Consider the following 24,108-nt stretch of genomic DNA (forward strand, 5'->3'; position numbering starts at 1 on the left):
CCATGCCGAGCGTCAATTCCAGGCGCGCCCGGTACGCAGACAGGTAGCTTGAGGAATTGATGGCTGACAACGAGGGCACGCCCACCCAGACGACCGACATTGCGCGCGCCGAGGCGGACGCAATCGACACTCCTGACGCAGGAGAGGCTACGCAGTCCGCTGCGGAGTCCACTGCCCCGACGGAGCTGTCCGTCGCGGAACTGCGGGAGTGGCTGCGGCGCTGGGTTTCCGACGCGACCGGTCAACCCGTGGAGAACATCACGGTGGACCGGCCGATGGAGGAATTCGGGCTGGCCTCGCGCGATGCCATCGCGCTCGGTGGTGACATCGAAGAGCTCACCGGTGTCGTGCTGACGGCGACGGTGGTCTACCAGCATCCGACCATCGCGTCGCTGGCGGAGGTCGTCATCAATGGTGATCCGGAGTTGCCGCAGGAATCCGACGACTCGTTCTATACGGCCGGGTACCAGCCGGGCGAGGCGCACGACATCGCGATCGTCGGCCTTTCGACCCGGCTGCCCGGCGCGGGCGACACCCCTGAGTCGACCTGGGAATTCCTGATCAACCGCGGCGACGCGATTCGGGACCTACCGGAGGGCCGGTGGGAAGAGTTCACCAGTGAGCCCGCGGTTGCCGAGGCGGTTGCCGAGGGCAACACGCTGGGCGGCTACCTCGACCAGGAGGTCGTCAAGGGCTTCGACGCGGAGTTCTTCGCGATGTCGCCGATCGAGGTCGAGCGGGTCGATCCGCAGCAGCGCCTGATGATGGAGCTGACCTGGGAAGCGTTGGAGCACGCCAGGATTCCGGCGAGTGAGCTCAAGGGTGAGCCGGTCGGCGTCTTCATCGGCTCTTCCAGCAACGAATTCCAGTTGATCGCCGCACTCGGGCTTGGCAGTCCCGATCCGAATGTGCCCGCCTCGGCCGAGGCGTACGCCATCATGGGCAGCGTTTCCAGCATCATCCCCAACCGGGTGTCCTACTTCTTCGACTTCCGCGGCCCGTCGGTCGCCATCGACACCGCCTGCTCGTCGACCATGGTCGCCGTGCACCAGGCGGTGCGTGCGCTGCGTGACGGCGATGCGAATCTGGCGCTGGCCGGCGGCGTGAACATGCTGCTTTCGCCGATGGCAACGCTCGGCTTCGACCGGAACGGCGGCGTCGCCAAGAACGGCCACATCAAGGCCTTCTCCGCCGATGCCGACGGCATGGTCCGCTCCGAGGGCGGCGGTCTGGTCGTGCTCAAGCGGCTTGCCGACGCCGAGCGTGACGGCGATGAAATCTATGCGGTGATCAAGGGTTCCGCGGTCAACAATGACGGCAGGTCCAACGGTCTGCTCGCGCCGAACCCGGACGCACAGGCCGATGTATTGCGCCGCGCCTACCGCGACGCGGGCATTGCTCCCTCGACTGTCGACTACATCGAGGCGCACGGCACCGGCACCCTGCTCGGTGACCCGATCGAGGCCGACGCACTCGGACGGGTCGTCGGCCGCGGTCGCGAGGACGACAAGCCCGCGCTGCTCGGTTCGGCCAAGTCCAACTTCGGGCACCTCGAGTCCGGCGCGGGTGCCGCCAGCCTGGCCAAGGTGATCATGGCGTTCCAGCACAATGTGCTGCCGCCGAGCATCAACTTCGTCGGCCCCAACCCGTACATCCCGTTCGACCAGGCGCACCTCAAGGTCGTCGCCGAGCCGACGGAATTCCCGCGCTACAGCGGTACCGCGACCGTCGGCGTCTCCGGATTCGGCTTCGGCGGTACCAACGCGCACATCGTGCTGCAGGAATACGTGCCCGCGCAGGCCACGGCCGAGGTGCAGCCCGTGTCCGAGGATGTCGCAGCCGACGTGGAGACCACCGAGGTTGCCGCCGAGTCTGTCGCGGAGACCACCCCGACCGCAGCGCCCGAGGCGGAATGGTCGGCCGAGCGCGAAGAGCCGCTGCCGGTGATCCTGGCCGTGTCGGCGTACTTGCCCTCGCGTCGTCGTCGTGCCGCGGCGGACCTGGCCGACTGGCTGGAGTCCGACGCCGGTCGCGATGTCCCGCTCACGGATGTGGCGCGGTCGCTGGCCAAGCGCAGCCACCACCGTTCGCGCGGTGTGGTGCTTGCCAAGACTCACGAGGAGGCGGTCGCCGGCCTGCGCGCTATCGCGGCGGGTAAGCCTGGCGCAGGTGTTTTCACCGCGGATGCCCCCGCCGCCAACGGCCCGATCTGGGTGCTCGCCGGTTTCGGCGCGCAGCACCGCAAGATGGGCAAGCAGCTCTACCTGGAGAACTCGATCTTCCGCAAGACCGTCGACGAGGTCGACGAGCTGGTGATGGACGAGGCCGGGTACTCGGTGCGCGAGATGATCCTGGACGACAACCAGGACTACAACGTCGGCACCTCGCAGGTCGGCATCTTCACCATCCAGATCGGCCTGGCCGCGCTGCTGCGCGCGCACGGCGCCGAACCCGATGCGGTGGTCGGTCATTCGATGGGCGAGGTCGCAGGAGCCTACATCGCCGGTGGTCTCCCGCTCGAGGACGCGGTGCGCGTGATCTGCGCCCGCTCGCGCCTGATGGGCGAGGGCGAGGCCATGATCAGCGACGCCGACGTGCGCAATATGGCGCTGGTCGAGCTCAGCGCCGACGACGTCGAGAAGATGCTCGTCGACTACCCGGACGTGGAATGCGCGGTGTACGCCGCGCCGACGAACACGGTGATCGGCGGCCCACAGGACCAGGTCGCGGCGATCGTGGCGCAGGTCGAGGCGGCCGGAAAATTCTCCCGGGTGCTGCAGACCCGCGGCGCGGGGCACACCTCGCAGATGGATCCGCTGCTCGGTGAGCTCGCGGCCGAGCTGGCGGGTATCGAGCCGACCAGGTTGAAGGCGGGCCTCTACTCGACCGTCAACAAGGAGCAGTTCTACCGCGCGGGCAGCGATCCGGTGCACGACGAGGACTACTGGGTCAAGAACATGCGCCACGCGGTGTACTTCACCAATGCGGTGAAGCTCGCGGTGGACACCGGGCACACCACGTTCCTGGAGCTGGCCCCGAATTCCGTTGCGCTGATGCAGGTCCTCGGCACCACCTTCGCGGCGGGCCTGCACGACGCGCAGCTCATCCCGACGCTCAAGCGCAAGGAAGACGAGTCGGCGGGCGTGATCGCCGCGCTGGCTCAGCTGTACGTGCACGGGCACCGCGTCGAGCTGTCCTCGCTGCTGCCGGTGGGCGACTACGCCGATATTCCGCGGACCGCGTTCCTGCGCAAGCAGTACTGGCCGAAGGCCCGGATGTCCTCCGGCGGAGGCAATGACCGGGTGCCCGGCGCCCACGTCGCGCTGCCCGACGGCAGGCACGTGTGGGAGGTGCAGGCATCGGCCGTCACCGACCTGGCCGCGCTGGTGAATGCCGCTGCGGCACAGGTGCTCAGCGATGCGTCGCTGGGTGCATCGATCCCGCACGCGGCGCTGCCGGACACGGGAACACTGACCACCACACTGACGCCGCATCTCGGTGGCGCTTCGGTACAGGTGCACGCCCGCGCGGGCGCAACCTTCCAACTGCTGTTCGAGGCGGTCGTCACCTCCGGTGCGCCGCTGCCCGAAATCGTTGTGGCCGCACCTGTTCCGGGTGCGGTGCTTGCGACGACCGGTGACGCGGACATCGAGATCGTCGAAACCTTCGGTGACCGTTGGGATCCGGAAGGCACGCAGCCGCTGGAGGAGCGGCTGGCGCTGATCGTCGCCGAGTCGATGGGCTATGCGGTCGAGGATCTGCCGATGGAGATCCCGCTGATGGAGCTCGGCCTCGACTCGCTGATGGCGATGCGCATCAAGAATCGGGTCGAGTACGAATTCAATATTCCGCAGCTGCAGATCCAGGCCGTGCGCGACGCGAACCTGAACGAGGTCGGCAAGGTTCTGCGCTACGCCATCGACCATCGCGAAGAAATGCAGACGATGGCCGACAAGCAGGCCGCCGGCGAGGAAATCGTGGTCGACGGTGGGTTCATGGCCGCGGCCCGCGCCGCACTGGAGGCGGGCGAGGATCCGGCGGCAGCGGTGGCGAATGTGGCCGCCGCCGAAGGGGTTTCGCTGAACGCCGAGAGCACGTCGGTGGAGTCGGAAGCCGAAGCGATCGTCGCGGAGGCCGAGACGGCCGCAGGCGTTACCGGGGCCGCCGCAGGCACGGCGACTCCCGCCGTGGGCTCGGCCGAGCAGAATGCTGCCGCCGAGGCGAAGGAAGCCGCGATCGAGCGGTCGCTCGACACCGTGGACACCACTGTGGAAGCCGCCGCCGAGGCGGTCGTCGCGCAGGCTCCCGCGGCGGTCGAGTCCGTATTCGGTGCACCGCAGCAGGCCGACGAGGACGACGTGCCACCGCGTGACGCCGCCGAGCGGTTGACCTTCGCCACCTGGGCCATCGTCACCGGAAAGTCGGCGGGCGGCATCTTCAACACCCTGCCGATCCTGGAGGAGGAACTCGCCGAGAAGCTGGCGGCCCGACTCACGGAGCGAGTCAAGGCCGAGGTCACCGTAGACGACGTGCTCGACTGCGAGACCATCGAACAGCTGGCCGACATCGTGCGTGAGCTGCAGGACAGCGGCGCCGATGTGGACGGCTTCATCCGGCCGCTGCGCCCGCGCGCCGAGGGCTCGAATGCCGTGCCGGTCTTCGTGTTCCATCCCTCGGGTGGCAACACGCTGGTCTACGAGCCGCTGCTCAAGCGACTGCCGTCCGACACCCCGATGTACGGCTTCGAACGCGTCGAGGGCGACATTGTGGAGCGCGCGCGTCAGTATCTGCCCGAACTGCGCAAGATCCAGGGCAACGGTCCGTATGTGCTGTACGGCTGGTCGCTCGGTGCGGTGTTCGCGCTGCAGGTCGCGCAGCTGCTGCGGGCCGAGGGCGCCGATGTGCGCATCGTCGGGCTGATCGACCTGGCTATCCCGACCGAGGGCGAAGACAACAGCCCCGAAGAGCGGGTGCGCCGCGTCGAGCGTTACCAGGCCTTCGCGAAGAAGACCTATGGCGTCGAGGGCGAGCTGGATCGCGAGCAGTTGGAGACGTTGGCCGCGGCCTCCGATGAAGAACAGTTCAAGATGATCAGCGATCTCATCAAGATCAGCGGCACCAAGATCCCCGGCGGTGTGCTCGAGCATCAGCGCACGTCGTGGATCGAGGGTCGCCACTTGTCCAAGACCACGCCCACGCACTATGACGGTGATGTGGTGCTGTACCTCGCGGATCGCTATCACGACGGCATGATCGAGCTGGAGCCGCGCTACGCCGATCGGCGGCCCAACGGTGGCTGGGACGAGTACATTCCCAATCTCGAGGTCATCCACATCGCGGGCGATCACTTGCAGATCGTCGACGAACCGCGGATCGGGAAGATCGGAGCCGACCTCACCGCGAAGCTTGCAGTGATTGCCCCCTAGGGGGCCGCACCACCTGATGAGAGGGGCCAAGTGAGCACTACTGCCGAGAAACTCGCCGACCTGCGCAAAAGACTCGAGTTAGCGCAGGAACCGGCGGGGGCAGCGGGGGTGGCGAAGCGGGCGAAGAAGGGAATCCCGAGCGCCCGCGACCGGATCTACATGCTGCTCGATCCGGGCACCTTCGTAGAAATCGGTGCGCTGGTGCGCAAGCCGGGCGACCCGACGGCGTTGTACGGCGACGGCGTGGTCACCGGGCACGGGCTGGTGGAGGGTCGGCCGGTCGCGGTGTTCTCGCATGATCAGACCGTGTACGGCGGATCGGTCGGCGAGATGTTCGGCCGCAAGGTTGCCTACATCATGGAATACGCGGCGAAGGTCGGCTGCCCGGTGGTCGGCATCAACGATTCGGGCGGCGCGCGTGTCCAGGAGGCCGTGACGTCGCTGGCCTGGTACGCCGAGCTGGGCCGACGCCAGGAACCGCTGTCCGGCATGGTGCCGCAGGTGTCGATGATCCTCGGCAAGTGTGCCGGTGGCGCGGTGTATGCCCCGATCAACACCGATGTGGTGGTGGCGACCGAAGAGGCGTACATGTTCGTCACCGGCCCCGGCGTGATCCGGGAGGTGACCGGTGAGGACGTCAGTCTCGAGGAACTCGGCGGTGCCCACAGTCAAGCGCAGTACGGCAATATCCATCACGTTGCCACCGACGAGGCCGCCGCTTTCGAATGGGTGCGCGCCTACCTGAGCTTCCTGCCGACGAGCTGCCAGGAGTTGCCGCCGGTGGTGAATCCGGGTCTGGAGCCCGAGACCACCGAGAGCGATCTGGAACTGAATTCGCTTGTCCCCGACGCGGACAACTCGGGCTACGACATGCACGACATCCTGTTGCGCATTTTCGACGACGGCGATTTCCACGAGATCGGCGCGGGGTCCGGGCGCAATATCATCACCGGATTCGCGCGGGTGGACGGACGCAGCGTCGGCGTGGTCGCCAATCAGCCGATGGTGTCGGCCGGTGCCCTGGACGCACGGGCCTCCGACAAGGCGGCGCATTTCGTGCGGATGTGCGACGCGTTCGAGATTCCGCTCGTGTTCGTGGTGGACACCCCCGGCTTCCTGCCCGGCGTCGAGCAGGAGAAGATCGGCGTCATCAAGCGCGGTGGCCGGTTCCTGTTCTCCTATGTGGAGGCCACCGTCCCGAAGGTCACCGTGGTGATTCGCAAGTCCTACGGCGGCGGGTACGCGGTGATGGGCTCCAAACAGCTTGGCGCAGACGTGAATCTGGCGTGGCCGACCGCGCGCATCGCGGTGATGGGTGCGGAGAGTGCGGTCAGCCTGATCGGGCGCAAGCAGATCGAGGCGGCTCCGGAGGAGCAGCGCGCGGCCGTGCGTCAGCAGATGATCGACTTCTACAACGCGACCATCGCGACACCGTGGGTGGCCGCCGAGCGCGGCTACATCGACGCGGTCATCGAGCCGTCGGCCACCCGGCTGGAGCTACGTCGCGCGCTACATCTGTTGCGCGACAAGAAGCTTGCTCGCAATCCGCGTAAACATCACTTGCTGCCGCTCTGATCCGCCGTACCCGATCGGGCCGCACCCCGGTGGAGTGCGGCCCGATTCGCGTTGTGTGGCAACAGGTCAGGCGACGGACGCCGATTCGATGACGACCTCGTCGCGCGGCACGTCCTGGTGTCCGCCCTTCGAACCGGTGCTGACAGCGGCGATCTTGTCGACCACCTCGGTGCCCTCGACAACCTTGCCGAACACCGTGTAGCCCCAGCCCTGCGGGCTCGGCGCGGTGTGGTTGAGGAAGCCGTTGTCAGACACGTTCACGAAGAACTGCGCGGTGGCCGAGTGCGGGTCGTTGGTGCGCGCCATCGCGACGGTGTACTTGTCGTTCTTCAGGCCGTTGTCGGCTTCGTTCTTGACCGGATCGTTGGTGGGCTTCTGCTTCATGTCGAGGGTGAAGCCGCCGCCCTGGATCATGAAGCCGGGGATAACGCGGTGGAAGATGGTGCCGCTGTAGTGGCCGGCGTTCACGTACTCCACGAAGTTCGCCACGGTGGCGGGGGCCTTCGCATCGTCCAGCTCCAGCACGATCTTTCCGAAATTCGTCTCGAGATTCACCTTGGTCATGACCCCCAGCTTTCCACTGACCCCACATCCGGTCAGCCATTCGGGGTCTACTTTCTGTTCGCTCGACTGCTGCCAAGCCCCCTTTCCCATCTATTCGGGCCTGTTACAGGTGCCACTACGAGCGGGGACATCCGGTCGACAACTCTGACTTTTCCCAGGATGACGGGGCGATAGCCGATAGTCGGCTCGGACGCCGACGCCACGCAGGGCACAACTGCGTCTGGCCTGAAGACGCGGAGAGGCAGGGGAGCTAGCATTGCCAATCGTGCCCGACGCCGCTACTGCTGTCTTGACGAAACCGCCTGCCGCGCCCGCGGCCGCGCCGAACGATTTCCGCACCGCGCGAATAATCGCGCTGGTGGCGGGTGTGCTGGGGGCACTGTTCGCGCTGGCTAGTCCATTCTTGCCGGTCGCGCAGACGACTGCCGTACTGAACTGGCCGCAAGACGGCAAGCTCGGCAACGTGCAGGCGCCGCTGATGTCGCAGGTCCCTATCGAAATGAAAGCCACCATTCCGTGTGCTGCGGTCGCGGAATTGCCCGAGCAGGGCGGCATGCTGCTTGCGACGGCGCCGCCGCAGGGGGATCGGGCGGCGCTCGAGGCCATGTTCGTCCGGGTGTCCGACACTGCGGTCGACGTGATCGACCGCAACGCGGTGGTGGCCTCGGCGCAGCGGTCGCAGATGGGTGAGTGCTCGTCGATCACCATCAGCTCCGACAGCAACAGCACCAAGGCGGCGTTCGATGGCCTGACCACGATGGTGGAGAAGCCGGTCGAGGGTGGCGCGCCCGGTGCCAAGCAAATGGTTGCAGTGCCGGTCGCGGGGCAGCTCGCCGGTGATCTGCGGCCGCAGGTGGTCGGCGTCTTCTCCGATCTGCAGGGCGCGGTGCCGGCCGGGTTGTCGATGCAGATGACCGTCGACACCCGCTTCACCTCCACCCCGACCGCGATCAAGCTGATCGCGATGATCGCGGCGGTGCTGTGCACCCTGATCGCCCTCGGTGCGCTGGCCCGGCTGGACGGCAGCGACGGGCGCGGCCACCGCCGATTCCTGCCCGCGAACTGGCTGAAGCCGACCTGGACCGACGGCGGCGTCATCGGGATCCTGCTGGTGTGGCACTTCGTCGGCGCCAACACCTCCGACGACGGCTACATCCTGAGCATGGTGCGGGTCGCACCGCACGCGGGCTACATGGCCAACTACTTCCGCTGGTACGGCGTGCCGGAGGCCCCGTTCGGTTGGTACTACTACGTGATCCAGATCTTCTCGGAGATCTCGACCGCGAGCGCGTGGGTGCGGTTGCCGGCGCTGGCCTGCGCCATCCTCTGCTGGATGGTGATCAGCCGCGAGGTGGTGCCTCGCCTCGGACGCGGTGTGCGCAACAGCAAGGTTGCGCTGTGGACCGGTGGGCTGGTCTTCCTGACCTTCTGGATGCCGTTCGACAACGGTCTGCGCTCGGAGCCGATCGTCGCGCTCGGCGCGCTGCTGACCTGGGTGTCGATCGAGCGGGCCATTGCCACCGGTCGCCTGCTTCCGGCCGCGGTAGCGATTCTGGTCGCCGCGTTCACGCTGGCGGCCGCACCAACCGGGTTGATGTGTGTTGCGGCCCTGCTCGCCGGTATCCGCCCGCTGGTGCGGATCGTGGTGCGACGGCATCGGCAGTTCGGCACGTTGCCATTGCTCGCGCCGATAGCGGCGGCCGGTTTGCTGGTGTTGATCGTGGTCTACAGCGACCAGACCTTCGCCGGTATTCAGGAAGCCAACCGGGTGCGTCAGGCCACCGGGCCGAACCTCGCCTGGTACGAGGACTACCTGCGCTACTACTACCTGTTCGTCGAGACCGTCGACGGTTCGCTGCCGCGCCGGTTCGCCTTCCTTGCGATGCTGCTGTGCTTGTTCACCACCATGTTGGTGTTGTTGCGGCGCAGGCAGGTTCCCGGCATCGCGAGCGGCCCGACCTGGCGGCTGATGGGCGTTGTCCTCGGCACCATCTTCTTCATGATGTTCAACCCGACGAAGTGGACTCACCACTTCGGTGCGTATGCGGGCATCGCAGGATCACTCGCCGCGGTCACCGCGGTGGCGGTTTCGGCGAGCGCATTGCGTGCGCGGAAGAATCGAGCGATATTCCTCGCCGGGTTGCTCTTCCTGCTGGCGATCTCGTTCTCCGGCATCAACGGGTACTGGTATGTCTCGAGCTTCGGTGTGCCATGGTTCGACAAGCGGATCTCGCTGCACGGTTACCAGTCGAACACCCTGATGCTCGTGCTCTTCGGCGCGGCGCTCGCGCTGGTCGCCTGGTATGCGCTGCGCGAGGACTACACCAAGCCACAGCCTTCGGCGAAGTCGGTGCGCGGCAAGCGAATCCGCAAGTTTGCCGCCATCCCGCTGACCGTTGTCGCCGCGCTGATGGTCGCCATCGAGGTGCTCTCGCTGGTGAAGGGCGCGTATTCGCAGTACCCGGCCTACTCGCTGGCCCGCTCGAACTTCGATGCACTGGGCGGCAACACCTGCGGTCTCGCCAATGACATTCTGGTGGAACCGGATCCCAACGGCGGCAGGTTGCAGCCGATCGTCGACCCGGCCGCTGCGCTGAAGGATCCCAACGACCCGCTTGCCGGGGCCGACCCGGTCGGCTTCGACCCCAACGGCGTTCCGAAGGACCTGTCCGCCGACAGCGTCGAGGTGAAGCCGGGCACCGGCAACACCTCCACCCAGTCCGTCGGCGCCGCGTTCGAGAAGGGCCAGAGCGCGGGCACCGGCGGCGGCGTCGGTGCGCGTGGCGTCAACGGCAGCACGGTGGCGCTGCCGTTCGGGCTCGACCCGTCGACCACTCCGATCCTCGGCAGTTACCAGGAGGGGGTGCAGCAGCCCGCGCACGTGGTGTCCAGCTGGTACGAGCTGCCCGCCCGCTCACCGGAGAAGCCGCTCGTGGTGATTTCGGCGGCCGGCCGCATCCTGTCGATCGACGACACCGGCGACGTCAAATACGGCCAGTCGCTGACCGTCGACTACGGCAAGCGGCTGCCCGACGGCAGCGTCGAATCGCTCGGCACCTACCTGCCGCGCGATATCGGTCCGTTCCCGTCGTGGCGCAACCTGCGGGTTCCGCTCGATCAGATCGCGCCGGAGGCCGATGCGGTGCGGATCGTCGCCAACGACCCGATCCTGATCGGTGACCAGTGGCTGGCCTTCACCCCGCCGCGGATGCCGAAGTTGCAGTCGCTCAACAGCTTTATCGGTTCCGAGCAGCCGGTCCTGCTGGACTGGGCGGTGGGTCTGCAGTTCCCGTGCCAGCGTCCGTTCGACCATAAGGACGGTGTCGCCGAGGTACCCGGCTACCGCATCCTGCCGGATCGTCCGCTGGCCGTCAGCTCCACCAACACCTGGCAGGCCGAAGAGTTCGGCGGTCCGCTCGGCTTCGCCCAGATGCTGGCGAAGTCGACAACGGTCCCGACCTACATGAAGGACGACTGGGCCCGTGACTGGGGCTCCCTGGAGCGCTACGACCAGTACGACCGCAATGCCACCCCGGCGAAGCTGGAGACCGGCACGACCACCCGTGGCGGTCTGTGGTCGCCAGGACAGCTCCGGGTGTTCTGACCCGCGGGGCGCCCCTGCCCGGGGCGCCCCGACATGACAAAAGGCCGTCGCGCCGGTGACTTCGAACCGGCGCGACGGACCTTCCTGCTCTCAGTGCTCGGACGGGTGGTCAGACCTTCGTCATGCGAAGGCCGAGTTCACGGCGAAGCAGTTCGGGCGAGGGGTGGCGGGCCAGTACACGCAGCACCGCCGGTCGTAGTTCCCGTTGCTCGTCGGCGGTGAGCATTCCGACGAGGTCGCGTAGATCCATGTCATCGAAGGCCGCGGTCATGGTGCTCAGATTACGGTCCCGCCGCAGGTTCGGCAGGTTTTCGGATTGCCAATCTTGGGGGTAGTTCCGGCTGTACCGACGCGTCATACTCCCGACTCGCCGTCGTAACGCGCTCGCGCGGCGAGCACGTCGTCCATCCGTTCCTCGGCCCATGACTTGATCACCGACATCACTGGTTGCAGGCTGCGGCCCAGCGCGGTGAGTTCGTAGTCGACGCGGACTGGCACCTCGGCGGTGATCCGGCGTTCCACCAGACCGTCGCGTTCGAGGGTGCGCAAGGTTTGGGTGAGCATCTTCGGGCTGACTCCGGCGATGGACCTGTTGATCTCCGCGTAGCGCCGCGGGCCGTCGGTCAGCACGACGAGCACCAGGCTCACCCATTTGTCGCTGATCCGGTCCAGCAGTTGGCGGGTGGGGCACTCCGCGACGAATGCGTCGTACCGCTGTTTCGCCAGCTCGCGGTGCTGCGCCGCCGTTGTGGTCGCCACGGACTTCCCTTGCTACTCGTTACGCACTCTCAGGTAACTACTACCCACCGGATAGTAACGGTCTTAGGTTGGTCGATGTCCACCAGGAAAGGAACATCATGCGTGCAGCAGTAGTCCGCGAGCCGGGTCTCGAAGCCGTTGTCGAGCTCGTCGAGGTGCCGACACCACAACCGGGGCGCGGATCGGTGCGGATCAAAGTCGCTGCGGCGTCGGTCAATCCGGTCGATCTGATGGTTCGCAGAGGTGTCGGCGGCACGCCCTTCGCCGCGCCGCGTGCGCAATGGGGCATCGGCTGGGACGTCGCGGGCACCATCGACGCGGTCGGCGCCGACGTCACCGAATTCGAGCCCGGCCAGCAGGTGATCGGCATCAGCGACCGACTCGATGTCTCGCTGGCCGCGCAAGCCGATTACGTAGTCCTCGAGGCCGGCAATGTCGCCCCCGCCCCGACCACCGTGAATTCGGTTGCCGCCGCGACGATTCCGCTCAACGGCCTGACCGCACTCCAGGCCCTCGCCGCCATCGGCGCACAGCCGACGGAATCCCTGCTGATCACCGGCGCGGCCGGCGCGGTCGGTGGTTTCGCCGTCGAACTCGCTGCCGCAGCGGGCATCCGAGTGATCGCCGCCGCCGCCGCCGCCGACGAGCAGGCGGTGCGCGCGCTCGGCGCCACCGACTTCATCCCCCGCGAATCGTCACTGCCCGACGCGGTGCGCGAACTGATCCCCGGCGGCGTCGACACCGCCCTCGACGCCGCCGCCCTCGGCCCCCGAACCCTCGCCGCTGTCCGCGCGGGCGGCCGCTTCGTCTCGATCAGCGTGCCCGCCACCCCGATCCCGCTGCGCGGCACCAAGGTGACAACTGTCCTCGTCCACGCCGACCGCGCGCAACTCGACGATCTCGTCGCAGCCGTCGACACCGGCAAGCTGACCCTCCGGGTCGCCGACACCTACCCACTGGACGCGGTCGCCGCAGCCCAACAGCGCCTCGCAGCAGGCGGAATTCGCGGCCGGCTGGTCCTGGTCCCGTAACACCAACCTGCGGGAGCGGCGTGGTTTTCGTCGTCTGGCTGTGGTTACGTCTCGTGCAGTTGCCCGAAGGCACTGACCTCGTGTCAGCACCATGCGGGGTGGGTGAGGGTAGTGAAATGGTGGTTGGGGATGGGGATGGGGACCGCCATTTCACTACGCTCGGCGCTTTGATCGGGGTGGGAGGTAGAGGGCGGTCAGCGTACTCGGATCGGGTCGGATTTGGTCCAGCCGTTGCGGGTTTCGACTGTGACGCCAATGGTGGCGGGGACGGCGTTCGGGGCGTAGGGGGTGAACTTTTCGAGGGAACCCCAGTCTCGGGACCAGTCGTTGTCGAGGTAGGTCGGGATGGTTTGGGACTTCAGGAGCAGGCCGGTCCAGCCGAGCGGTCCGCCGCCGATGTCGTCCTGCCAGGCGTTGGAGGCGTCGGAGCCGACGCGGTCGGGCAGGATGCGCCAGTCGGGGACCTCGGCCACGCCGTCGTGGTGATCGAACGGGCGTTGGCAGGGGAAGGCCAGGCCGACATGCCAGTCGAGCAGGACCGGATTCGTCGAGCCGACAACGGAATTCAGGGTTGCCAGTTTGGGCAGCCGGGGCGGGGTGAGCGCCAGCCACTGCTTCTGGGTGATGTCGTTGTCCACCGCGACCAGGCGTACCGCGTCGACCTCCCGCGGAATCTGGTTCAGCGGGACACGGAGATTGCGCCACGACGGTGCGGGGCCGATGTCCAGCGGGGCGACGGAGCCGAGCACATTCACGGTGCCGTCCGCGGCCCGCGTGCCGTACTCGAGCCGCAGTTCCGCGCCGTAGGTGACCACACCATCCGCGTCGACCGAGCGGATCCGGCCTGCGGCGGTGATGGCCAGGACCCGGTACGCGGGATCGTCGCGCAAGCTGCCGCCCAGGTCGAGGCGATACCACTGCGAGGTCAGCTTGGCCTGCTGCTGATCGCTGTCCTGGTAGCTGCCCATAACCGGCGTGCGCGCCGGGTCCAGTCCAAACGGCAGGGCCACCGTGCTGCCGTTGATGCCGGCCTGTTCACTGGTGCCGCCGCCGGTGCCGGCTCCGGTTGTCTTGGTGGTCTTGTTCTTCGAATCGGTATTCACCGAATTGGCGCCGCCCGACACCGTTTCGTCGGCGTCGGCGGTGAGGTCGCTCGCGACGCCGTTGGGGGTGAAGCCCTTGGATTCCGCCGACAATCCGTCGGCAGGGGAGCCGGTGAGGGGCAGTAGCAGTGAGTCCCGAGAGTCGGTCTCCACCAGCACCTCGTTGGCCAGCGCGCACGAATTGCCCGACAGCGATTCCAGATTCGACTTCGCGATGGAGTACGCGGGGAACTGGGTGACCGCGGCCTTGGCCAGCGAGGCCACCTCGAACAGCACCAGCACCGCCGCGGCGATGGTCAGCGGTGCGGAGGCGAACCGATCGAAACGCGTGGGGGCCGAAGCACTGGCCCTTCGGTACGGCTCGCGATAGTGCAGCCACACCGCGACGACCAGCGCCACTCCACTGAGCACGAGGAACAGCGTGGAGATGCCCTTGCCCGCTATCAGCGGAGCCTTGTCCCACCACGGCACGCCGTAACTGGAGACGTACCACCAGCCGTTGGATCCGGTGAAGGTGATCGCCAGCAGGAACAGCACCGCGGAGGCGAACAGCGCCCTATTGCGCGGTGCGCGAATGCCCTCGCTGCCCACCGCAACCGCGGCCAGTGCGGCGAGCGATCCGGCCAGCCCGGCGTACACACCGAAGTGGTGGGTCCACTTGGTCGGTGTGAACATCATCAGCAACAGCGAGGCGAAAACGATGCCGAGGATGCGCACCGACGGCCCCCGCGAGGTGCCGGGAATCCGCCCCTTGCGCAGCACCTGCAGCACGCAGACCAGCAGGCACAGCAGCATGACGAGCACACCGAAGCGTCGCGACAGCGACCCGTCGGGTGCCAGCATCAGCAGCGAATCCCAGCGGGTGCGTTCATCGAACCAGGCCACATTCGGGCCGACGATGGTGCGCGCCCTGGTCGCTTCCATGACGGTCGCCAGTGTTTGGTCGGCGAAAACCACTACCAGGACCAGGGTTCCGGCCGCGAGGCCGGGTGCGAGCAGCGCCGCATACCGGAAGAACGCGGCCAGCCGCGACGGGCTGCCGTCGGTAGTGCGCCGCTCGGTGACCGCAGCGCCCTGGCTCTGGCCGGAATCATCCTGGCCCGCAGCGGAATCCGTGCTGCGACCGGTTTCGTTGTCTCCGGTCGGTGTGCCGGTGCCCGCGGTCGAATCCGTGCTGCTGCCGAATCCGCGCCCATGGGTCTCGGTGCCGGATTCGGCCTTGGCAGCAGCGAGATCCGCCTCGGCCTCGTCGCGCCGCACCCCGCCGAGCGTCCCAGCCGCGTCCCGTGCCCGCCGGATGATGATCTGCAGCACCGGTCGAGACCCGGCGATCAGCGCGGCGATGCAGATGAGTCCGGTCGGCCCGGCCGCCAACGAGAAGGCGGCGATCAATACCGCGATGGCGGCGGGCAACAGCCGTCCTGTCGCGATGGCGCGTTCGATCGAGCACCAGGTGAGCAGCGCGCCCGCGGCGATCAGCGGTTCCGGCCGCAGGCCGTTGTCGTAGGGGAGCCAGAAGGCGAGGAAGACCAGCCCGGCCGTCCACAGCGCGACCTTGTTGCGCCGCACCCTTGCGCCCAAGCGGGGCAGCACTTCTCGGCTGATTACCAGCCAGCACACCACTCCCGCCCCCAATGCGGGCAGCCGCATCCACGGGCTGGCGTCGGAGACCTTGGTCATCCACGCGAGCACCTCGTAGGACCAGCCGAACGGCGCCTCCGGCACGGCGAACCAGCGGTAGTAATTGGCCATATACCCGGCATGCTCGGAGGCGCGGGCCATGTTCAGGATGTAGCCGTCGTCGGAGGTGTTCGCGCCGATGAAGTGCCACAGCACCAGGACGCCGAGCACCGCGCCGTCGGCGATGGTGAACCGCCACCAGTGCGCGGGTAGGAAGCGGCGTGGCCGCCTGCCGTCGGCATTGTCGAGCAGATGCAGTGCGATCAGCGCGATGATCGTGAACACGGCAGCGGCGATCATCGCGGCCAGCTTCAGCGCGGACGGCGTCGAGGAGAACCGTGAGTCGATATCGATGTGCACCCGAGCGCCATCGAGCTGTGTGGCGTCCAGCGGGGTGAACACCCCGACCACCTGCGGCCGGATGTCCCGGGCCACGGTGTTGCGGAACGGCGTCCCGTCTTGGCGCTTCGCGCCGGTGAATTCGGCGGTCGTCACGGCGGCGGTCGCCGTGACGGTGACCGCCTCGCAGCCTGCGATCTCGGCAACAGGGGCCGACAGCAGCGGTACGTCGCGCTGGACAAGCGCGAGCATGCCGTCGGTCACCGAGACGACAAGCCCCTTGGCTGTCGCCTGCCCGGAGCCGTCGGGAACGGTCGACAGCAGCGTGCCCGACCCGGCCGCCTGCACGACCGCGCACGGCAGCGTCGCGCTCAACCGCTGTGGCACATAGGACACCAACGGCGCCTCGACGCTGCCTGCACCGGCCTGCGGCCAGTCCAGCGTTGCCTGGTCCTGCTCTACCGGCAAAAGCGGTGTCAGCAGCGCCAACACGAATCCGAGAAGCCCGGAGACGAGGGCGATCAGGCGGTTACGGGTGAACGCTCGTGATGATCGGTCCGGTCGCACGGGGGTTGATGCTATCTACCGTCGTCTGTGATCCCTGCTACCGCAGCACCCGAACGTCCCAGAGCCACACATCCTCGACCCGGGTCGGTGTGACCCCGAGCAGTTGCGTCATGGTCGTGCGCAGCACATCGACGTTCTTCGTCGACGGCAGCACCACCACATCTGCCTGCCAGAACCGGAGGTCGTCGCGAGCACGCGTGCGGGCGTCCGCGTCGATGTCCGGCACGACTCCGGTGTCCTGCGCCTGGACGAGCAGCGCGGTGGTCGGCCTGGTTTCCGGTCCGTAGATGCCCTTCTTCGTGGTGCTGGTCGGGCCGACGAAATAGCCGCCGGCGAGTGCGAAGTCGAAGTTCGCGTCGGCCTGCCAGCGCAGCGCTCGCGCGTCGGCCGGTCGCGGCGGCGGCACCGTGACCACCGAACCGCCGCTCACGTAGTCGCGCACCGTCCCGTCGGCGAAGAACTCCGGCGTCGGCGCGCGCTCGGTCACCGGAAGGACGGTCGGCACCAGTGGCAGCAGCGCGAGCGTCAGCGCCGTGAACCAGACCAAGGGTTTCCGGTCCCCCGCGGACTGCCACCACGATGCGACCGCGCGGTCGGTGGCCAGCGCGAGAATCACCGCGATGGCCGGGATGGCCGCCATGGTGAGCCGGGTTTCCAGCACGGTATTGAGCAGCGGGACCAGTTCGGCCCAATGCCACGGCAGCTCGATCCCGGTGGATTGTCTGCCCAACATGGCGACGGCGCCGAGCGACAGCACCCCGAACACCGCGATCACAACAGCGGCGGCGCGGACAACGCGCACTCGCCACAGCAGTGCCACGGTGACGGTCAGCAACAGCAGCAGCGGCCACCCGAAGTAGGCGTTCTGCTCGGTCTCGTTGATCGCCACGTATTGGCCCGGTGCGAACATCCCGCCCAGCGATTCGGACGGAAACTGCACGAGGGATTTCAGGTCATTGCCCATCGGTCCGTGGTCGATCGAGCGGTAGCTCTGCGGCCCGAAGAACTGCCACCACAGCGGAATCTCGGTGAGCATCACCGTGATCACCGCGGCGAGTGCGACGGTCGGAATCAGCGCGCGCAGCACTCGCAGCCCCGTGCGCGGCGCGTGTAGGTAGTACACAACGGCGAACAGGCCGAAGGCGAGCGCAAAGATCAGTAGCGGTTCCTCGCCGAGCGCGATCTGCATCGCGACCAGCAGGCCGAGTGCGATGGCGTCACGAATACGTCTGCGCGGCATACCTTCTCCTGCATCGCCACCGGTTGTCGCGCGCTGTGCCATGCGAATGATCAGACCCGCGATGATCGGAAGTAGCAGCAGCGCGACAAAATTCGGATGTGCATTGGCATGCGAGATCATCGCCGGTGCGAAACCGCAGAACAGCCCGCCGATCGCCGCGGCAAGCCGAGACTCGACGAGCTCCCGGGAGAACAGCCGATACCAGGCGAAGGCCGTGCCGCTCAGGCCGAGCGTGAGTACCAGCACGAAGGTGACGGTCGGACCGAACATCAAGGTGATCGGGGTGAGCGGCACTCCCACCCCGAACATGGCCGTATTGGCCATCATGTTCACGCCGGCCGGAAAATTCTGCAGATCGGTGCCGAGCGGATACTGCAGATGGGCCACCGAATGGGCGGTCACCGCGAAAAACCACTCCCACATCGTCTGGTCCTGACCACTCTTGATCAGATACCCGCTCTGTGTGTTGCGCCACTGCCCCGACAGCACAGTGACCGCGGAAGCGAGATACCCCACCGCGACGACCAGATCGATGCGAGCGACCCGAATCCGTGGCAGCCGCCGTTTCCCGACCGCCACCGGCCGGTCCGATAGAGACACTCCGTTCGGTGTCGCTCCCGCTGAAACGACGCCTACAACTTCCAGTGTCTCGACCGGCAAACTACTCCTCCAGATGGCAGAACCAGCCGTCCAAAGTACCCAGCCACCCTGTGAACACCCTGGCAGCCCGGCTTCCTGGCGTTGTCCTGGCGGATGTCATCGAGACCCTGCCCTCAGGGTTCCCGCGTCGATCATCTGGCTGAGTCCCGGACGTCCCCGTCCACTTACCCATTCCGCGCGCAAACCACTCATATCCGTCCCACGAGTCGCACATCACTGCGGCAAACCTCGAGTAGAGCCCTCCGTGATAAGCCACCGACCGACGCCGAGCGAGCCACGGCGATGCGGACCCGCGGGGCCAGTGGCCGCGTGGGCAGGACGCCCTGGCGACTCGCGAGGCGATGCCGATCCGACCCTCGGTGGCCTTGCGCTTGCGGTGGCATGCCGCGTTCGCCCTCGTGGCTCGTGGCTGACGGGCTGCTAGGAAGGCAGCCGCGACTCTGCCGCGAAGCCCATGCGATCGCCCGTGACACCGAGCCGATCGTTGGGCTACGCCGCGTCTGTCGGCTCGGCGTGTAGGGGCAGACAATCCACCGGGATCGAGCTGCCGTGGCTCTACTCGGTCACCGTGATGAGGGTGAAGGGGCCGATGTCGGTGCTGGTGAAGTGGGGATCGTTGAAGAGCTTCTTGGGGAAGGTCACGGTGTAGCGCTTGACGTTGGGGTCGTTGGGGTAGACGTCCTCGGCCAGGCGGAGGGTGTAGTTGTCGCCGTTGCTGCGGAACAGGAAGGCGTCCGGTGCGCGCCACGGGGCGGCGGCGAGGGCGTCGAGCATGGCGCGGGGGGAGTCCAGCTTGCTCCAGCCCTTGATGGTGGCGGCGCGGCCTGCGAAGTCCGCCAACGGGTTTGCGTAGTGCGAGGTGAGGGCCTGGAACCCGTAGTAGGGGTAGAAGGCCAGGAAACTGGTGTCGGCGGTGAGGAGCACCGTGTCCGAGCGTGGCCGGCCGGTCTGCGCCAGTAACGCGGCATCCACCTCACGGTAGTGCGACACCGCCGAGGGGCTGCGCTTGTCTGCGCGCTCGCCGTTTCCGTCGGTGTCGGTGTAGGCGGTGGTGATCTCGGGGGCAAGCACCCGAGGGATGTCCTGGGTGAACGCGAGCGCGCCCACGGTGGCGACAGCGATCACCGCGAGCCGGAATCGTCCCGGCTCGTTGAACGCCTGGTACGCGGCCCGCGCGCCCTCGACGAAGCCGAACGCACCCGCCGCGGCGAGCAGCACATCCAGGATCGGTTCCAGCCGGAAGGAGAGCAGCGTGGTTCCCGCTGCCGTGGCCACCATCGACAGCAGCGTCCAGAGGTAGATCGCCACGACACCGATGCCGAGCGCCTGCGCTCGCCGTGACGAGGAAGCCCGCACGACCAGCCAGGCCGTTCCGATCAGGCATAGCCCGCCGAGCAGCGAGAACTGTGCCATCGGCAGCGGCAGCTCGGAGCCCGATACGGGTAGGTAGTGCAGCGCGGTGCCCGACTTGGGAGTGGTCGTGCTCAGCCACTTCAACAGATACGGCAGCCACACGACGAGTGCGACAACCCCGGCGATCACGCCGATCACAGCCAGGCGGGCCAGCGGTGGAATCGCGGCGCGCCACGACGACCCAGTGTCCGTAGTCGCGACCGCTCGCGCCCGGCGTGGATGCGCGGCCGCCCGCTGCTCCCGTACGGCGAGCCCGGCAGCCATCAAACCCATCAGGCCGATCGCGAAGGCCGCGAGCCCGAAGTACAGCGTGTAGAACATGGCCGCAACGCCCAGAAACAGCCCGGTCCCGATGACCGCGCCCCAGCCGCCGGCTGTCCGGCTGCCGCGCTCCGCCGAGGCGACAACGCTCGCCGGTGCTTGCGCGCCGGTGGTTCGGTTGCCGTGTTCGGCTGGGTCGACAGCGTTCGCCGGTGCTTGCGCACTGGTGGTTCGGTTGCCGTGTTCGGCCGAGTCGGCAGCGCCTGCTGGTGCCGGTCCGCCTGCCGTCCGGCTGTCAGGTTCCGCCGAGCCGGCATCGCCGGCCACGCCATCCCTGTCGGCTATCGGGGCGGCAGGTCGTGCTGCCGATGCGTTCCGGCTGTGCTCACCCGGCCGATACAACGCACCCCAGGCGAGCACCAGGGCGGGCGGCAGCAGGATGACGATGACGGCGCTGTAGGCCTCCGGTGCGGCGGTGGTCAGTGCGACCGCCGTGATCGCCGCGGTGACGCCGATTGCCCAGTCCGCGCGAATCAGCTTCGACCACAGCACGAGCGAGATCACCGCTGCGACAGCGAGCGACCCGATGGCGTACGGCTTGAAGGCTTCCCAGCCGTCCATGCCGAGCACATTCGCCACGCGCCCGCCGATCCAGAACCACCCGGCGGGGTAGAACGGGGGCAGGTCGGCGTATGTCATGTCGTGCAGTGCCGCGCTGTCGGTGAGCCGTGTCAGATACTCGGTGCGAAACTCCTGATCCACCGAGACGCCGAACAGATACAGCTTGGTCGCCGCCAGCGGCATGCCGAGGGTGAAGGTGACGAACGTCGAAACCCCCACCCACGACAGCAGTTTCGCCGCCAACGGCCACCGCCGGACGCGAATGAGACCGATCGCGACCGCGAGCATCACCGCGGCGAGGACCTGACCGACCGTGGTCAACGCCCGAGTCACATTGGACGAGTTGAACGCAGGCCACTGCACCATCGAAAACGCCACCAGCCCAACGGTGGCCACTATGACGGCGACAAGGCCCGCCAGTACCGCTTCGCCGAGGCCGGAGCCGATGTACCGCGCGATCAGTGCGCCACGGGTCGGCCGCGAGGCGGTGGCGCGTACCGCGGTTGCCGTGGTCATCGAACCGCCTCGTCGCCGCGCAGCGCTGCCTGCTGATCGGACCGTGCGGCCGCATCCAGCGCGGCCACCGTGTCGGCGACCCTGCCACGAGATCGGCGCACCTCGAGGTGGCTGCCGCGATCTTGTCCGAATACTCGCATTGCATCTCCAGAATCACTGGGTCGGCTCGGTGATCGTTGCGCCGCACCTACTACTCGGCATTGCGCAAGGTCGCCACGCAGGCGACCGGCGCTTATGCTGCCAGGTCCTGGCGCGGTATGCGCGCACCGTACGCGGCCTGGTGCGTTCCGACCAGACCGGCCGGTCTCGAACTGACCGGCCGCAGCACCGCACCTTCTTACGGGTCCGCACCCGCCCCGAGCACCACAGGAGCTGCGGTTCCCGGGAACGGGTGCGGAGGGCCGAGGCGCGGCAGGCAAGCTCAGATGGGCAGCTTGCGGAAGATCGGGCGCGGGATGTGGCGCAGGATCATCATCACGAAGCGGAAGGCGCCGGGCGCCCAGATGAGCTCCCTGCCCTTCTGGGAAGCCGAAACCGCAAGCGCCGCAATGTCTTCCTTGTCGACGGTGAGCGGAGCCTCCTTGACGTGCGCCGAGAACCTGGTCCGCACCATGCCGGGTCGGATCACCAGCACGCGCGGGCCATGGGGGCGCAGCGCCTCGCCGAGACCGAGGTAGAAACCGTCGAGGCCGGCCTTGGTCGACCCGTAGACGAAGTTCGAGCGGCGTACCCGCTCACCGGCGACCGAGGACATGGCGATGATGCGCCCGAAGCCCTGCGCCTTCATCTTCTCGCCGACCAGCACGCCGACGGAAACCGCTGCGGTGTAGTTGATCTCGGCTACCTGCACGGCCTTGCGCTGGTTCTGCCACAGCTCTTCCGGATCGCCGTCGAGGGCGAAGGCGACGATGGCGACGTCCACATCGCCTGCGTCCCAGGCCGTATCGATGACCTTCGGGTGGCTCTCGGTGTCGAGGGCGTCGAAGTCGATGACGTCGACCTGATTCGCGCCGGCCGCCTTCATCTGGGAGACCGCGTCCTCGCGCACCGGATCACCGGGCAGCGTGGCGAGAATGATCCGCGCGGGCCCCTTCTTCAGGTACTCGGCGCAGATCGCCAAACCGATTTCCGAGGTACCGCCCAGCAGCAGGATGGTCTGCGGGTTGCCTACGGCATTAATCACTGGAGCTCCAGCCTTCTCGCCATATCGGACATGAAAACGCCTGTGGGATCGACACTTCGGCGGACCTTGATCCACTCGTCGATCCGGGGGTACATCTTGTGGAACGCCTCCGCGGTGGTGCGCGAGTCCTTCGCGGTGTACAGCCGCCCGCCGAACTCCATGACCCGCTTGTCCAGCTCGCCGACCAGCTCGTTCAGTCCCGGTTTGATGGGGAAGTCGACGCAGATGTTCCAGCCCGGCATCGGGAAGCTCAGCGGCGCCTGGTTACCCGGCCCGAACAGCTTGAAGACATTGAGCGCCGAGTAGTGGCCCGAGGCTTGGATGTCGATGATGATCCGCTTGAATTCCTCGACCGCCTCGGTCGGCACCACGAACTGGTACTGCAGGAATCCGTTGGATCCGTAGCCACGGTTCCACTCCGCGATCATGTCCAGCGGGTGGTAGAACTGTGTCAGGTTCTGTACCTTGCCGGTGTAGTTGCCGCCCATCCGGTAGTACGCCTCGCCGATGGACATCAGCGACACCTTGTTCATGGTCCAGTTCGGGAAGATGTCCGGAACTGTCATGAGCTGGGGTGCGTCGAATTTCAGCGGCTTGCGCTGCAGCTTCGCGGGCAGCTCGTCGAGCTTGGCGAGGCGGCCGCGGGTGATGGTGGCGCGGCCGAGCTTCGGCAGCGGGCTGATCACGTCGAACCATGCGCTGGAGTAGGTGTAGTCGGCTTCGCTGCCGTCGCTGTGCGCCGCGATCGTCTCGTCGAGGGTGGTGGTCTTGACGCCGTCGTTGAGGAAGTAGGCGCTCTCGGTGACCACCATCTCGATGGTGGCCCGCAGGATGATGCCCGTGAGTCCGTTGCCGCCGACGGTGGCCCAGAACAACTTGGCGTTGCGCTTCGGTGTGAGGTGCTGCACCTGCCCGTCGGCGGTGAGCAGATCGATCGAGCGCACGTGATTGCCGAAGCTGCCCTCGCTGTGATGGTTCTTGCCGTGGATATCGGAGGCGATGGCGCCGCCGATCGTCACCTGGCGGGTGCCCGGTAGCACCGGGACCCACAGCCCGAACGGCAGCGCGGCCTTCATCAGCTGATCCAGGCTGACCCCGCCGTCCACATCGACGATGTGGGTGTCGCCGTCGATGCGGTGGATGCGGTTGAGCGCGGTCATGTCGACGACGAGGCCGCCGGCATTCTGCGCATGATCGCCGTAGGAGCGGCCGAGCCCGCGCGCGATCACACCGCGGCGCAGGTGGGCAGGCTTGCTGTCGTTGTCCTCGGCGACCATGGCAACAGCCTTGGCGATCAGTTCGGGATCGCTCGTCGAGAGCACTTCGGAAGAGGTTGGTGCGGTGCGACCCCACCCGGTCAACGCCCGAGTGCGTGTCGGCAGAGCGAACGCATCATCGGGGGTGTTGCCGGAGTTGATACCGGTTGTGGTGGCGGTCGGAGCTTTCGTGGACATCGGCATAGAGGCTACATGCATGGCCGGACATCCGGTCGGCCTCGCCGTACTCTTCGGTACGGGAGGCCGGGCCAATGCCCGCCCACATCACCGGCCGCCTCCCGCTACGCTC

General features: G+C 67.2%; 13 protein-coding genes. 4 read left to right on the forward strand and 9 right to left on the reverse strand.

Features of this window, described 5'->3' with window-relative positions; all coding sequences use genetic code 11:
• Positions 1-59: 59 nt before the first annotated feature.
• Both pks13 and OHA42_RS05955 read left to right on the forward strand, forming a co-directional pair.
• Positions 60-5,426 (forward strand): polyketide synthase Pks13, encoded by a 5,367-nt coding sequence (pks13, locus tag OHA42_RS05950; RefSeq protein WP_406235239.1) that lies wholly within the window; start codon positions 60-62, stop codon positions 5,424-5,426.
• 30 nt (positions 5,427-5,456) lie between these two features.
• Positions 5,457-7,001, forward strand: coding sequence for an acyl-CoA carboxylase subunit beta (locus OHA42_RS05955; RefSeq protein WP_328408034.1), 1,545 nt, complete (start codon positions 5,457-5,459; stop codon positions 6,999-7,001).
• Between the two features lie 66 nt (positions 7,002-7,067).
• On the opposite strand, the gene OHA42_RS05960 is transcribed toward OHA42_RS05955, so the two are convergent.
• Entirely contained in the window at positions 7,068-7,565 is a 498-nt protein-coding gene (locus OHA42_RS05960; protein WP_406235241.1) for a peptidylprolyl isomerase, read from the reverse strand.
• A gap of 265 nt (positions 7,566-7,830) precedes the next feature.
• On the opposite strand from OHA42_RS05960, the gene OHA42_RS05965 reads away from it, so the two are divergent.
• Positions 7,831-11,169 carry an arabinosyltransferase domain-containing protein gene (locus tag OHA42_RS05965; protein ID WP_406235242.1) on the forward strand — a complete coding sequence of 1,113 codons (3,339 nt, stop codon included), beginning with the start codon at positions 7,831-7,833 and terminating at the stop codon, positions 11,167-11,169.
• Positions 11,170-11,278: 109 nt separating this feature from the next.
• Here the strand turns inward: OHA42_RS05965 and OHA42_RS05970 are convergent, their stop codons facing one another.
• A complete protein-coding gene (locus OHA42_RS05970) occupies positions 11,279-11,440 on the reverse strand; it encodes a hypothetical protein (protein ID WP_379062104.1) in 162 nt (53 codons plus the stop codon).
• An 83-nt stretch (positions 11,441-11,523) separates the two neighbouring features.
• The gene (locus OHA42_RS05975) at positions 11,524-11,928 is read right to left on the reverse strand and encodes a winged helix-turn-helix transcriptional regulator (RefSeq protein WP_406235244.1); all 405 of its coding nucleotides are present in this window, start codon (positions 11,926-11,928) and stop codon (positions 11,524-11,526) included.
• Positions 11,929-12,026: 98 nt separating this feature from the next.
• Between OHA42_RS05975 and OHA42_RS05980 the strand changes: the two genes are divergently transcribed.
• Positions 12,027-12,959, forward strand: a complete 933-nt coding sequence (locus tag OHA42_RS05980) for an NADP-dependent oxidoreductase (RefSeq protein WP_406235246.1) — start codon at positions 12,027-12,029, stop codon at positions 12,957-12,959.
• 194 nt (positions 12,960-13,153) lie between these two features.
• On the opposite strand, the gene OHA42_RS05985 is transcribed toward OHA42_RS05980, so the two are convergent.
• The 6 genes from OHA42_RS05985 to OHA42_RS06010 form a co-directional block, all read right to left on the reverse strand.
• On the reverse strand, positions 13,154-16,663 hold the full coding sequence (locus tag OHA42_RS05985; protein ID WP_406239118.1) for an arabinosyltransferase domain-containing protein: 3,510 nt from the start codon (positions 16,661-16,663) through the stop codon (positions 13,154-13,156).
• A 22-nt stretch (positions 16,664-16,685) separates the two neighbouring features.
• Positions 16,686-18,488 (reverse strand): glycosyl transferase, encoded by a 1,803-nt coding sequence (locus tag OHA42_RS05990; RefSeq protein WP_406235248.1) that lies wholly within the window; start codon positions 18,486-18,488, stop codon positions 16,686-16,688.
• A gap of 615 nt (positions 18,489-19,103) precedes the next feature.
• On the reverse strand, positions 19,104-21,359 hold the full coding sequence (locus tag OHA42_RS05995; RefSeq protein WP_406235249.1) for a galactan 5-O-arabinofuranosyltransferase: 2,256 nt from the start codon (positions 21,357-21,359) through the stop codon (positions 19,104-19,106).
• Positions 21,356-21,499: a hypothetical protein gene (locus OHA42_RS06000; protein ID WP_406235250.1), complete on the reverse strand. Its 144-nt coding sequence runs from the start codon at positions 21,497-21,499 to the stop codon at positions 21,356-21,358. The genes OHA42_RS05995 and OHA42_RS06000 overlap by 4 nt, the downstream gene beginning before the upstream one ends.
• 281 nt (positions 21,500-21,780) lie before the next feature.
• On the reverse strand, positions 21,781-22,542 hold the full coding sequence (locus OHA42_RS06005) for a decaprenylphospho-beta-D-erythro-pentofuranosid-2-ulose 2-reductase (protein ID WP_406235251.1): 762 nt from the start codon (positions 22,540-22,542) through the stop codon (positions 21,781-21,783).
• Complete coding sequence (locus tag OHA42_RS06010; RefSeq protein ID WP_406235253.1) at positions 22,539-23,996, reverse strand: FAD-binding protein; 1,458 nt, start codon at positions 23,994-23,996, stop codon at positions 22,539-22,541. Before OHA42_RS06010 ends, OHA42_RS06005 begins: the two co-directional genes overlap by 4 nt.
• Positions 23,997-24,108 lie beyond the last annotated feature (112 nt).

Origin of the sequence: Nocardia sp. NBC_01009, from assembly GCF_045208035.1 — a bacterium.
Taxonomy (GTDB): domain Bacteria; phylum Actinomycetota; class Actinomycetes; order Mycobacteriales; family Mycobacteriaceae; genus Nocardia.

What these genes read in the sequence shown, in the direction of transcription:
- pks13 (WP_406235239.1), top strand. Translation starts at nt 60, where the DNA reads ATGGCTGACAACGAGGGCACGCCCACCCAGACGACCGACATTGCGCGC.
- OHA42_RS05960 (WP_406235241.1), bottom strand. Translation starts at nt 7,565, where the DNA reads ATGACCAAGGTGAATCTCGAGACGAATTTCGGAAAGATCGTGCTGGAG.
- OHA42_RS05970 (WP_379062104.1), bottom strand. Translation starts at nt 11,440, where the DNA reads ATGACCGCGGCCTTCGATGACATGGATCTACGCGACCTCGTCGGAATG.
- OHA42_RS05980 (WP_406235246.1), top strand. Translation starts at nt 12,027, where the DNA reads ATGCGTGCAGCAGTAGTCCGCGAGCCGGGTCTCGAAGCCGTTGTCGAG.
- OHA42_RS05995 (WP_406235249.1), bottom strand. Translation starts at nt 21,359, where the DNA reads ATGACCACGGCAACCGCGGTACGCGCCACCGCCTCGCGGCCGACCCGT.
- OHA42_RS06000 (WP_406235250.1), bottom strand. Translation starts at nt 21,499, where the DNA reads ATGCGAGTATTCGGACAAGATCGCGGCAGCCACCTCGAGGTGCGCCGA.
- OHA42_RS06010 (WP_406235253.1), bottom strand. Translation starts at nt 23,996, where the DNA reads ATGTCCACGAAAGCTCCGACCGCCACCACAACCGGTATCAACTCCGGC.